Below are 13,182 nucleotides of genomic sequence, written 5' to 3' on the forward strand. Positions count from 1 at the left end.
TAATTATTAATTACAAATGGAACCGGTAAAAATAAAGTTGGATAAATCGAATCAGCTGCTCACGGATTTGATGCCGAAAAAATTCAACGCTTCGGGCAAGTTATGGGTGGGCCTCCTGCTGGTAATCGTTGTGATTGGCTTTTTTGCCTACATCCGGCAATTGCAGAAGGGCCTTGTTGTAACCGATATGCGCGATTTTACTTCGTGGGGAATATACATATCCAACTTCGTTTTTTTTGTTGCCATAAGCCTCGTTGGTTCGCTCGTGAGTGCCATTCTTAAACTCGCCAATGTAAAATGGCGCACACCACTTGTGCGCATTTCAGAAATAATTGCCGTGGCTGCAATATTCTTTGCTGCTATCATCATCATTGTGGACATGGGAAGACCCGAAAGATTCTGGCACCTCTTTGCGTTTGGAAGAATTCAATCGCCTATTCTTTGGGATGTTATTGTTATCACCACTTATCTTGTTGTAAGCAGTTTGTTGCTTTACATTCCCCTGCTTCCGGACATTGCTATTTGCCGCGACCTGACTCCCGCGTCTTCCAAATTCAAAAAATGGTTTTACACCTTCCTCGCCTTGAACTGGAGGGGTACTGCGCAACAATATACGCTTATACACAAATGTATCAATGTGCTTGCGGTGCTTGTTGTTCCCCTTGCGTTAGGCATTCACACCGTTACTTCATGGTTGTTTGCAACAACCTATAGAGCCGGTTGGGATAGCTCCAACTTCGGCCCTTATTTTGTTGCCGGTGCATTCCAGGCTGGTTGCGCAGGTGTAATTGCCGTTACATACGTTTTGAGGAATCATTATAGCTTAAAAAAATACATCACAACAAAACATTTTGACAACATGGCAAAACTATTGGTGCTGTTGTCATTGGTCTATCTCTATTTCAACATCAACGAATATTTGGTGCCGGGTTATAAAATGAAAACGGTAGATGGCGAACATCTTAAATCCCTGTTCACTGGCCACTATGCGCCGTTGTTTTGGAGCGTGCAGATATTCGGCATGATAGTTCCCATCGTTGTTATGCTATTTAAAAAAGGAAGAGCGCCACTTCCAGTATTTATCGTTTCCCTCATGGTGGTGGTTGGTGCATGGTTCAAGCGTTTTCTCATTGTAGTTCCTACGCTTCTTCACCCTTTCATCCCCATTCAGAACGTTCCTGCATCGTGGCACACTTATATGCCAACGTGGGAAGAGTGGGCCATTACAGCGGCATCACTGGCCGGTGCGCTGTTGGTTATTACTTTTTTTGTAAGACTGTTCCCTATCATTTCAATTTGGGAAATGACCGAAGAGCAGCAAACACCTCAAACTGATGAACAAACTAATTTGTATGAAGCTAAAGCTTAATCATATCATCCGCGGTTTGGCACTAAGCTGCAGTTTTTTCGTGCTCTGCACACAACGTTTGTCTGCGCAGGATAGCACAAATGCAGAAGCGCAAATTACGTTAACCTTCGGCGAACAAGACAGCGTTAAACAAGCGAAAGCCGTTGTTACAAAAAATCATGCTCCGCTAAAAGGCGTGGATGTAATTTTTTTAGTTAAGAAAAGTTTCGGCTCACTTCCTTTGGGAGATGCCGTAACAACCGATGATAATGGCGAAGCAGTGGCCGACTTTCCAACTGACATACCCGGTGATCATGAAGGGAATGTAACTGTGCTTGCCAAGGTAGAAGAGAACGACCAAACCGGAGAACTCCTGGCAACAAAATCCACCAACTGGGGCGTACCAACAACTGTAAAAGACAGGTTTGATCAGAGAACGCTCTGGGGAACCGCTGAAAATGCTCCAATAACGCTCGTTGTAACAGTCGTATCATTGGTGGCACTTGTGTGGGGCATCATTATCTATATGTTATCTCAACTCGTAAAAATAAATCGTTTAGGAAAAGCTTAGCCGTTTTAATAACTGAATAACTGAGTAACTGAATAACTGAATGTTCAAAGTCAAAGACGACTGTTAAACAGAAACATTCAGTTATTCAATGATTCATTTACTCATTTACTCAGTTACTCAGTTATTCAGTTACTCAGTCCAATCAGCGTCATCTGCGTGCTCTCTAAGGAAAAACTGCCCTGAGCCTGCTCTTAATCGCTTCCAGGTCTCCGCTTGTCTCCATTATTAATTTTCCTGAAGCGTCAATTAAAAAATAGTGCGGAACAGAAGTAATCTTGTAATGCATGGCTGCACTATTGTTTCCCAGTTTTGCATCACAAAGATTTACCCACGTCAATCCATCTTCTTTTATCGCATCTCTCCACGCCGTTAAATTGTTGTCGATCGAAATGCCGACAATTTGCAAATTCTTTTTATACTGCGCAGCAATAGTTTTTAGTACCGGTCCATTTTTTCTACATGGCGGGCACCAGCTTGCCCAGAAATCAAGCAATACATACCTGCCTTTAAAATCCGACAGCTTAACACTCTTCCCATTTATGTCCCTGAGTTGAACGTCAGGCACGGGCATTCCTTTCTGCGGCGGCGGGTACAATGCAGCATTAATGCGTACGATCAACCACTGCCCTTCCGCACTACTTACCACACGTTCAGGAAAAATTTCTGTCATTGTCGTAACAAGACTTCGCAAATACGCGGTGTCTTTTTCCTTTTCCAGTGAATTCCCAACAACCTGATCCTGGAACCAATAGAAAGAAAAATATTCTTCAGGATGCTTCTTGATGAATAAGATATTCTTTTCGCTGCCAGCTTTTAGGAGTTTTTCATTAAGGGCTCGCAGCGAATCGTTATAGGTTATGTCATGGTAATTATGATTTGCCCAAAGCCTTGACAGGGCCTCATCTTCATCTTTCCGAAACTCCCGCAATTCTTTCAACAGAAAATTGGTTGACGTATCAAAAAAGTCGGTTGCATTTTCAAGTTTGGAGTAACGAAGTTTATTTTCAGTTCCATCTTTAACACTGCCTATGTGAATCGTTGCAGGTTCTTCATCTATAAAAAATGTATAGCCGCCCTGGAAATCTCCATGATTATTATAAGAGATATCAACAGCAGCATACTTCGAAATATATTCGTCCGTTAGTGTGATCTTGTTTCCGGTAAAAGTATCCGGTACAAAAGCAAGTCCGAAACCGTTATAATACTGACAATGTAATCCTTTAACATCAATCGACGAATCAGCAACTATTGTAAGACTGAATTTTTTTTGAGCCGTTGTACGCTGCGTGACACAGAGAGAAAGAAAAATAATAGCAATTAGAAGTTTGCCTGACAAGGTAAATGGTGTTTGGGTCATAAGGGTTTAATTAAAACGGAAAATAGTTTGAACATTTGATTTGTACGCGGCAGGAATTGTTAAAAAACAAACCTAGCACACAGATGACACTGATTTTTCAATGACCGAATAACCGAATAACTGAGTAACTGAATAACTGATGTTCAAAGTCAAAGATGACTGTTAAACAGAAACATTCAGTTATTCAATTATTCGGTTATTCATCATACTTCCGTTGCCCACCTCTCCACCCAATACGACCAAGATATGATCCGCATCAGTTTTTTGAAATTCATTTACCGGAAATTCTGTTCAAAAAATTTGGATTTTTCAAAAAACTTTTGTCAAAAATCTGAAACTTCAGTAAATTTATTAAATAACGTTTTTTCCAAATGCTTGCAAAACAAGCTCCAGGAAAAAAACTAACGATTGTGTTTACTGGTTAACTTTTAAAAAAACAGAGAAAGAGCACCGACTATGATTACAAGTAAAGAGGCAAACGGCTTATTATTGAAAAGCATCCCCAAAATCACTATTAAAGAAAATGGCATTGAAGATGCCATGCTTGCCTTTGCTACCTACACGCGCCAATCGGCACAGGATTGTGATATTTCCCGAATTAAAAAATGCATGAGCGTTGCCCAGGAGCTATATGCGAATGGAGATGCGGAATTAAAAACACTCATTGAACGTGTTTATATTCCGGCTCTTAAGCAGGCCATCAACCGCAATTGCGCAGAAGCGAGATTACTACAGATATATATACCTGTTGGACTTTACCAGCTTTATGTAATGCAGGGTTTCAGCAGGGACTAGGAAAGTTGTTAGTTCTTAGTTGTTAGACTTTAGGTGCTGCATTCTTAAGTTGCAGTTAAAGGATTTAAAGCCTAACAACTAACAACCATTAGCTAACAACTTTGCGATGCAACGACTTCATCGGCGCCGGGGTCAACTACAAAAACCACCTGATGAAAAAGTTGTTGCTTTTATTGGTTACAAGTCTCACATTTATGTTGTCTTTCGCGCAATCTAAAAAGACAACATACTCAGCCGGTCTATTGCTTTCAAAACCTGCTTATTTTTCCAACACAGAAAGCAATAACACCACAGGCGTTGGCCTTGAGATACAAACAGAACGTCTCTTCTCGAAAAATTTTTCCTGCACAGCAAGTCTTGGTTACATCCATTTTTCGGGCACATACACCTATATCGACTATTCGAGTATCGCTCATGACACGAGCATAAGCAGCTATGGCCACATCCCTTTGTTTGCAGGTTTAAGATATTACTGCTGGAAAAAATTATTTCTTGGTGCAGAAATTGGCGCAATGATTCAAGGTAGCAGTAATACAAGCACTCACATTTCGCTGGCTCCTTCAGTTGGTTATAAGTTTGATGTTGCAAAACAACATGGCATCGACGTTGGCCTCCGGCTAATAAATACATTGCCTGGTTATGGAACGCCCGAAGCAAACACTTTAACGAAAGGTGGCTACGGTATTTGGGTATTAAAAGCCGCGTATGCTTTCTAGCCGCATCACATTATTTTCCCAACCCAATTTTCTTAAAAACGTAACAAACCTTTTAGTCTGAATGGTTGTTTAATTGTGCTTGCCCGCAAGTGGCACGCAAAATGCAATAGATCATAAGGCATTTTGTTTTTTGTAGCTGTTATAAACTCAATCACTATTACAAAAGGTTCATTTTTTGATAGTAATGACGTGGAAACAGCGATAGTGATAAATTGCTGAATACTAGAATTAAACATCATGAATATGAAAAAAAACTGGCTAAAAAACCTTGCCATTCTCGGAACGGCAGTGATCATTTCTTTAAGCATTGCTTCCTGTGGTCCTAAAGATGCAGACGTCCAATCTGCTGCAGCTACCGCACTTGCTGGCGACCCTACAACATCTGCACTCCAGGTGAGTGTAAAAGATGGAGTTGCAACTATTAGCGGTGAGTGCAAAGACGATGCGTGCAAAGTAAGCAGCGAAAATGTTGTGAAAGGGATAAAGGGCGTAAAATCAGTAGTTAACAATGTGACCGTCGCACCACCACCACCACCATTGCCACCGGCTGCTCCTGTTACTATTTCTCCTGATGACAATTTAAGCAAAATGGTAACTGATGCCATTAAAGATAATGCAGGAGTTGTGGCTTCTGTAAAAGATGGCGTGGTAACCTTGACAGGAGAAATCAAAAGAGCCGACCTTCCCAAGCTCATGCAAAAGGTTCAATCTCTGAAACCGAAAAAAGTTGAAAACAAATTAACCATAAAATAAAATATCATGGCACTACAGGATAAATATAAAGAGCTGATCGATACAGCGAATTCATCAGGCGTGTCTAACCTGCAAGTAAGAGAGCAGGATGGTGTTTTATACGTTGACGGTGATGCACCAAATGGCGGCGCTAAAGACAGCCTTTGGAACATTTACAATAAAATAGATCCGGATTTTCGCGCAGGCGATCTTGTATTAAATGTAAATGTTGGCGGCGCTGTAGATGGCGGCAAACTGAAAGTAGTTACAGAAAGCAGCAACCTGAATATTCGCAAAGGTCCGGGCACCGACCAACCTATCGTAGGTAAAGCGGGGCACAATGAGATCGTAACACTGGTAAATAAAACAAGCGACCAGTGGTACCTTATCAGAACAGATGGAGGTGCTGAAGGCTATGCATATGCGCAGTATTTGCAGCCTGCATAGGAAGTTGTGAGTTTTGAGTTATGAGTTATGAATTGTAGGCAATCGAATTTCATAAAATGATAACTCATAACTCAAAACTTATTACTCAAAACATTTTTTTTAACTCCTATCTTCATTAAAACAATTTTTATGTTTGAAGAATTATTACAACTGGTTCAACAACACAGCCAGGAGGCCGTTGTTGATAACACTGCTATTCCCAATGAGCACAATCAGGACGTGATGAACGAGGCAGTAAGCTCCATTACCAACGGCCTGCAGAGCTATGGCCAGGGAAATGCAGATGGTATTATGCAGTTGTTCCAATCGCAAAGTGGCGTTTCCGCAGATCATCCGGCGGTGCAGGGCATTTCGAACAATTTTGTTGAATCCATCACTTCAAAATTTGGCATTAGCGGAACGCAGGCGCAAAGCATCGCTGCAGCTATCATTCCAATGGTAATGGCAAAATTCATTCACAAAACAAATGACCCCAACGATCAAAGCTTCAATTTCCAAAACATCATCGGCGCATTTACCGGCGGCGGTGGCGGAGGATTATCGAGCTTGCTGGGTAAATTTGGTTTGTAAGAATTTCGTTTACAACTGATATTTATCATAAACCGGTTTAACTAAAACCGGTTTTTTGTTGAAATCGCTGAAAATAAAATGCGTTAACCGGGGTGCAACGGAGTTATTGGGTGATCCTCAAGCTATTTTGCTGATTTTTCCTCATTTTGCCCTAATTTCGAACCCTCAAATCAACAATCATAATCTATGGCAGAAGAGATATTAATGCCCCGCTTGAGTGATACCATGACAGAAGGGGTTATTGCTGCATGGCATAAAAAGGTAGGCGATACTGTGAAGAAAGGAGATCTGTTAGCTGAAGTAGAAACAGATAAAGCCACAATGGAACTGGAAAGCTATAAAGACGGTACCTTATTGCATATCGGCGTACAGAACGGCGGAAAATTGCAGGTGAATGATTTGTTAGCCATCATCGGCGCTCCCGGTGAAGATATTTCCGGAATTTTAAATAAACAAGGCGGCACTCCGGCTGCAGCTCCAGCGGCTGAGAAAAAGGAAGAAGCTCCTAAACAAGAACAGGCTCCCCAAGCTGCTCCTGCAAGTGGCGGTTCTTCGGTTGACCTTTCTAAAGTTGAAGAGGTTATTTTAATGCCTCGCCTTAGCGACACCATGACCGAGGGTGTAATTGCTGAGTGGCACAAAAAAGTAGGCGACGACGTTAAAAAAGGCGACCTACTTGCGGAAATCGAAACGGATAAAGCTACCATGGAGCTGGAAAGCTACAAGAATGGTAAGTTATTATATATAGGTGCGCAAAAAGGCGACAAAGTTCCTGTGAACGCGTTGCTTTGCATCATTGGTGAAGAAGGAAAAGTAGATGTTGATAAAATTGTTGCTGCTGCAAAAGGGGGTGGCACTGCATCTGCTGGCGCTTCTCAACCAGCGGCTGCACCTGCTCAACAAACGGCTTCTGCTGCACAGGCTGCTCCGACACAAGGCGCCCCTGCACAATCTTCTACAGACAACGGAAGAGTAAAAGCTTCTCCGCTTGCTAAAAAAGTAGCCGAAGAAAAAGGTATCGATCTCTCACAAGTTCCGGGAAGTGGTGATGGCGGACGCATCATAAAAGCAGATGTTGACAGCTACAAACCTGCTGCACAACAAGCGGCCCCAGCTGCGAAAGGCGCACCTGCTGTGGCTTCAGCTCCTGCTGGACAAGTGAGCTTCGATGAAGTACCTGTTTCTCAAATGCGTAAAGTAATTGCGAAACGCCTTGGTGAAAGCTTGTTCACTGCTCCTCACTTCTACGTAACAATGGTTATCGATATGGATAACGCTGTTGCAGCACGTACAAAGATCAATGAAAAAGCGGCTGTAAAAATCTCATTCAACGACTTAGTATTAAAAGCTTGTGCTATTGCATTGAAACAACACCCTGCTATCAACAGCAGCTGGTTGGGCGATAAAATTCGTGTGAACCATCACGTGAACATTGGCGTTGCCGTTGCGGTTGACGAAGGTTTGCTGGTTCCGGTTGTACGTTTCGCAGATACTAAATCTCTTACTCAGATCGGTACAGAAGTAAAAGACTTCGCTGCCCGCGCAAAAGCTAAAAAATTACAACCTGCAGATTGGGAAGGAAGCACATTCACCATCTCTAACTTAGGTATGTTTGGCGTAGACGAATTCACAGCGATCATCAATCCACCAGATGCTTGTATACTTGCAGTAGGCGGTATCAGCCAGGTGCCTGTAGTGAAAGACGGCGTTGTAAAACCAGGAAACATCATGAAAGTTACTTTGAGTTGCGACCACCGCGTAGTGGACGGCGCAACCGGCGCTGCTTTCCTGCAAACGCTGAAAAGCTTCCTGGAAGAGCCTTTGAGAATGCTGGTTTAAGTTTCACGCAAAGGCGCGAAGGAGCAAAGACGCAAAGATTTTTTAAGATAAGTAAGGGTATTCTGTTTACGCAGAATACCCTTTTTCTTTTATTAATATTCGGAACGAGCTCCTTAAAAAACAAGGAGAGACTGTTTAACTACAGTCTCTCCTCTATACTTAAGAACCCTTTGCGTCTTTGCTCCTTCGCGCCTTTGCGTGAAATATTCTTGCACAGCCAAGCTGCCTACATCACCACGTTGATCATTTTGTTTTTCACGTAGATCACTTTTTTAGGGGCTTTGCCTTCGAGCCATTTTTTTACTATGTCATCAGCCATTACCATTTCTTCTACTTGTTGCTGTGTGGCATCAAGTGCAATGGTTAATTCTGTTCTCGTTTTACCGTTAATAGCAACAGGATACGCCTTCGCAGTTTCAACCAGGTATTTAATTTCAATTGGCGGATAACCTGCATCCAAGATATAACCTTCATTGCCGATCATATGCCAAAGTTCCTCCGCAATATGCGGTGCATACGGCGTAAGCGCGATCAGCAATTTTTCAAGAATCGCTTTCTTGTGGCATTTCAAATCTCCTAACTCATTCACTGCAATCATGAATGTACTTACTGCTGTATTGAAAGAGAATTTTTCAGTGTCTTCCTCAATTTTCTTAGCAGCTTTGTACAACACTTTCCATTCCGCGTCTGTAGGAGCATCATTGGTAACGATTAGGCCTTTGTTTTCGTCAACAAATAAGCGCCAGAATTTTCTCAAAAATCTATGCACACCCTCAATGCCCTTTGTATCCCAGGGCTTGCTCATTTCCACCGGACCAAGGAACATTTCATACATGCGGAAAGTATCGGCTCCGTATTTATCAACTAGATAATCCGGGTTAACAGTGTTGAATTTTGATTTACTCATTTTCTCCACTTCAACGCCGCAGATATATTTATCGCCTTCCAAAATAAATTCAGCATCACCAAATTCTGCATTCTTCCATTGTTTGAATGCCTCCGTATCGAGCTCAACGCCGTCCACAATGTTTACGTCCACATGAATCGCATCTACCTGGTACTCTCCTTTCAAACCGTGAGAAACAAACTTATTTGATCCGTGAACACGATAAACAAATCTTGAAGAACCCTGAATCATGCCCTGGTTCACCAGTTTCTTGTAAGGCTCTTCGTGACCAATCAAACCAAGGTCGAACAATACTTTCGTCCACATACGGCTGTACAGCAAATGTCCTACTGCGTGTTCGGTGCCGCCGATGTACAAGTCAACCTGGCCCCAGTAATCGCTTGCTTTTCTGCTGCAGAACTCCTGGTTATTTTCAGGATCCATGTAGCGCAGGAAATACCATGATGATCCCGCATAACCCGGCATTGTATTTACTTCACGAACGCCGCCGTTATAGTTTTTCCATTCAGTAAGGTTTGCCAATGGCCCCTCACCTTCCGGTCCGTTTTTAATTTTATCCATTTCCGGAAGCAATACCGGCAGTTCATTTTCTGGCAAAGGATGCGCAATGCCATCTTTCCACACGATTGGGAAAGGTTCGCCCCAGTAACGCTGGCGGCTAAACGCAGCGTCGCGCATGCGGTAGTTGGTTTGGCGCTTACCAATGCTCATTTCTTCCAGTTTCGTGATCACGATGTCCATTGCGTCACGCATTTTTACACCGTTCAGGAAATCGCTGTTTTCCAAAAGCGCATCTTTGGTGGCATTTGCTTCTATTCCATCAAAATGACTTCCAATAATGTTGGTAATCGGAATATTGAAATGCTGTGCAAATTTGAAATCTCTTTCATCACCACACGGAACGGCCATGATAGCGCCGGTTCCATAACCGATCAACACATATTCTGAAATCCAGATAGGGATTTGTTTTCCGTTAAATGGATTCACCGCATAAGCACCGGTGAAAGCACCCGTAATTTTTTTCTCAGCTTGTCTTTCCCTGTCGCTACGGCTTTTCACGTAGGTTACGTATTCTTCAACGGCTTGCTTTTGATCAGCGGAAGTAATCTTTTCGATCAAATCATGTTCAGGAGCAATTACCATGAAGTCAACACCGAAAATAGTATCGGGGCGGGTTGTGTAAACCGTCAATCGAGAATCGTCAATGGATGCGCCATTCACGATTGACGATTCACCATTCACGATATTAAAAGTTATCTCTGCGCCATAGCTCTTACCGATCCAGTTGGTTTGCATTTCCTTCATTGCTTCGCTGAACTCGATCTTGTCAAGTCCGGTTAGCAAGCGATCAGCATATTCAGTAATGCGCAGGTACCATTGGCGCAATTTCTTTTTCACCACCGGATAACCGCCACGCTCACTCACGCCATTTACCACCTCATCATTTGCCAGCACGGTTCCCAGCGCCTCGCACCAGTTTACTTCCCCGTATCCGCAAAACGATAAGCGATATTCCATCAAAATATCTTCGCGACGCTTTTCATCAAAGGCTTTCCATTCTTCAGCTGAAAAAGAAATTGATTTATCGCCGGGACAAACATTATTGCCGTTGCCTTCTGTTTCAAATATTTTTATCAGCCCATCAATGCTTTCCGCTTTTTGTGTTTTGCGGTTGTACCAGCTTTTAAACAATTGCAGAAATATCCATTGCGTCCATTTGTAGTAATTGGAATCACTTGTTTTTACTTCTCTGTCCCAATCGTAGCAGAAACCAATATTATCAAGCTGGCTGCGGAAGTTTTTAATATTCTGATCCGTACTTACGGCAGGGTGAATGCCGTGCTCGATGGCGTATTGCTCGGCAGGCAAGCCAAATGCATCGTAGCCCATTGGGTGCAATACGTTGTAACCTTTTAGTCTTTTGTATCTGCTGAAAATATCACTGGCAATATAACCAAGAGGATGCCCTACATGCAATCCCGCACCACTTGGATAAGGAAACATGTCCAGTACATAATACTTTGGCTTTGTTGTATCATTGCTCACTTTGTAGACTTTGGCATCGATCCATTTCTTTTGCCAGTCTTTCTCTATTCGTCTGAAATCGTATTCCATTATTCTTCAGTTTATAGAAAAATGTTTATTCGTTTTGTTATATTGCTAACGGCTGAGTAAAAGCCCCGGAATCCAACAGTTTTGAGTTGTATACTCTTGCAGAAAAATTTCCGGCTCATGTTTAGTTTATAATAGCCCAAGCTTCATAGAAGACCGTCCATTCAAGGGTTCGAAATTTGCTGACGTGTAAAATAGAAATCCTTAAACAAACCTTAAAAAAAGCTGGCAATTATTTTTATCGACGCATTTGAAAAATATTTTGCAAAACCTACTCGTTACTTAGGGCGGCAAAAATACGGATTCAGCATTTAAATCCTTTATTTTTGCCTGTCTAGCAACGTAATACTAACCAGAAAAATATCAACAGTATGGCGCAAACCGGAAAAAGTTCCGCAAAAAGATCCAAACCTTCCTATTTCATGTCCATTTTAGGAGTATCGCTCGTACTTTTTATTCTTGGCATCTGGGGCTGGATAGCAATCAACGCAAATAAGCTTAGCCAGTATTTTAAAGAAAATGTCGAAGTGCGCGTTTACCTGCGCGAAAATATCACCTCAAGAGATAGTGTGGCCCTTACACAATATATTGCGAATAAGCCTTACGTTAAGGAATACGAATATGTAACAAAGGACCTTGCCCGTAAAAAATTTATCGGTGATGGGAACGAAGACTGGAAAAACGTGCTGGATGCAAATCCCCTGCCTGCAAGTATCGATTTCAAGCTGAGAAGCGAATATGTTAACAGCGACACGCTGGCTAACATTAAAAAAGATCTTGAGCAAAACATTTCGGTAAGCGACGTGCAATACCCACAATCTTTGGTTGACAAGATCCTGAAAAACATGAGGCCGATAAGCCTGGGCTTTCTTATCCTTGCGATCATATTCTCCATTGTGGTGATTATTTTGATTGACAATACCATTCGTTTGGCCATGTTTAGCAACCGTTTTCTTATTAAAACAATGCAAATGGTGGGGGCCACAAGATGGTTTATCGCCAAACCGATGGATATCCGCGCAATCATTAACGGGGCTTTGAGCGCTATCCTGGCGTTTACTGGCGTCTTTGGATTGGTGATTTTCCTGGAAAAACAAATTCCGGAGCTAAAAGCACTTCGCGATCCTTACTGGTTCACCATTTTATGCATTGGCCTGTTGGTGATCGGCATCTTCATTTCGCTGGTAAGTACGCACCGCAGTGTGATCAAATACCTAAAAATGAAACTGGACGACCTTTATTAATAACAGAATAACTGAGTAACTGAATAACTGAAGGTTTACATTTTTACCAAACCTTTAATAGTTATACACTCAATTATTCAGTCATTCAGTTACTCAGTTATTGAATTATTGCTATATTGCGCACCTAAGTTTTTAATCTATATGAGCGAAAAGAAAGTAATTACTGCCAAAAAAAGCAGCTCAAGCAATCTTGTACTGGGTAAAGAAAATTTCATGTGGATGTTGGTTGGTGTTGCCATCATTGCTTTGGGAATGATGCTGATGGCCGGGGGCAAAAGCAGTAATCCTGCAGAATTTAACCAAAATGAAGTGTACAGCGCTCGTCGCATTACTATTGCTCCACTGTTGATCATTATTGGTCTTGGGGTAGAAGTTTTTGCTATATTCAGAAAGCCAAAAGCTTAATTTTTTTCACATAATATTGAAAAGCGATACCGGAAGGTGTCGCTTTTTTTGTTTAGATGCGGGTTCCCAGACCTGACAGGTTTTAAAAACCTGTCAGGTCTGGCAACCCGCAACGTCCTAATTTTTAATACCTAATTCC

The 13,182-nt window shown here is 42.1% G+C and carries 12 protein-coding genes; 10 read left to right on the top strand and 2 right to left on the bottom strand.

The genetic code is table 11. The annotated features are described in order from the left end of the window. Window positions 1–16: 16 nt before the first annotated feature. Window positions 17–1,369, top strand: a complete 1,353-nt coding sequence (gene nrfD / locus KTO63_RS08790) for an NrfD/PsrC family molybdoenzyme membrane anchor subunit (protein ID WP_217790852.1) — start codon at window positions 17–19, stop codon at window positions 1,367–1,369. Further along, window positions 1,353–1,919, top strand: a complete 567-nt coding sequence (locus tag KTO63_RS08795; protein ID WP_217790853.1) for a hypothetical protein — start codon at window positions 1,353–1,355, stop codon at window positions 1,917–1,919. The genes nrfD and KTO63_RS08795 overlap by 17 nt, the downstream gene beginning before the upstream one ends. Before the next feature lie 163 nt (window positions 1,920–2,082). On the opposite strand, the gene KTO63_RS08800 is transcribed toward KTO63_RS08795, so the two are convergent. Next, window positions 2,083–3,276: a TlpA family protein disulfide reductase gene (locus KTO63_RS08800; protein WP_217790854.1), complete on the bottom strand. Its 1,194-nt coding sequence runs from the start codon at window positions 3,274–3,276 to the stop codon at window positions 2,083–2,085. 456 nt (window positions 3,277–3,732) lie between these two features. Between KTO63_RS08800 and KTO63_RS08805 the strand changes: the two genes are divergently transcribed. The 6 genes from KTO63_RS08805 (at window position 3,733) to KTO63_RS08830 (ending at window position 8,375) form a co-directional block, all read left to right on the top strand. Then, window positions 3,733–4,071: a DUF7674 family protein gene (locus KTO63_RS08805; protein WP_217790855.1), complete on the top strand. Its 339-nt coding sequence runs from the start codon at window positions 3,733–3,735 to the stop codon at window positions 4,069–4,071. Window positions 4,072–4,223: 152 nt separating this feature from the next. After that, complete coding sequence (locus tag KTO63_RS08810) at window positions 4,224–4,787, top strand: hypothetical protein (RefSeq protein WP_217790856.1); 564 nt, start codon at window positions 4,224–4,226, stop codon at window positions 4,785–4,787. A gap of 243 nt (window positions 4,788–5,030) precedes the next feature. After that, a complete protein-coding gene (locus tag KTO63_RS08815; protein WP_217790857.1) occupies window positions 5,031–5,540 on the top strand; it encodes a BON domain-containing protein in 510 nt (169 codons plus the stop codon). 6 nt (window positions 5,541–5,546) lie between these two features. Continuing rightward, window positions 5,547–5,966: an SH3 domain-containing protein gene (locus tag KTO63_RS08820; RefSeq protein WP_217790858.1), complete on the top strand. Its 420-nt coding sequence runs from the start codon at window positions 5,547–5,549 to the stop codon at window positions 5,964–5,966. Window positions 5,967–6,095: 129 nt separating this feature from the next. After that, window positions 6,096–6,536 (top strand): DUF937 domain-containing protein, encoded by a 441-nt coding sequence (locus tag KTO63_RS08825; RefSeq protein WP_217790859.1) that lies wholly within the window; start codon window positions 6,096–6,098, stop codon window positions 6,534–6,536. A gap of 186 nt (window positions 6,537–6,722) precedes the next feature. After that, entirely contained in the window at window positions 6,723–8,375 is a 1,653-nt protein-coding gene (locus tag KTO63_RS08830; protein WP_217790860.1) for a pyruvate dehydrogenase complex dihydrolipoamide acetyltransferase, read from the top strand. A gap of 226 nt (window positions 8,376–8,601) precedes the next feature. Here the strand turns inward: KTO63_RS08830 and leuS are convergent, their stop codons facing one another. Continuing rightward, window positions 8,602–11,397, bottom strand: a complete 2,796-nt coding sequence (gene leuS, locus KTO63_RS08835; protein ID WP_217790861.1) for a leucine--tRNA ligase — start codon at window positions 11,395–11,397, stop codon at window positions 8,602–8,604. A gap of 368 nt (window positions 11,398–11,765) precedes the next feature. Here leuS and KTO63_RS08840 point away from each other — a divergent pair, with 368 nt between their 5' ends. Further along, a complete protein-coding gene (locus tag KTO63_RS08840) occupies window positions 11,766–12,638 on the top strand; it encodes a cell division protein FtsX (RefSeq protein WP_217790862.1) in 873 nt (290 codons plus the stop codon). A gap of 141 nt (window positions 12,639–12,779) precedes the next feature. Further along, the gene (locus KTO63_RS08845; RefSeq protein WP_217790863.1) at window positions 12,780–13,043 is read left to right on the top strand and encodes a DUF3098 domain-containing protein; all 264 of its coding nucleotides are present in this window, start codon (window positions 12,780–12,782) and stop codon (window positions 13,041–13,043) included. Window positions 13,044–13,182 lie beyond the last annotated feature (139 nt).

It is taken from the genome of Pinibacter aurantiacus (assembly GCF_019130065.1).
Classification (GTDB): Bacteria; Bacteroidota; Bacteroidia; order Chitinophagales; family Chitinophagaceae; genus Pinibacter; species Pinibacter aurantiacus.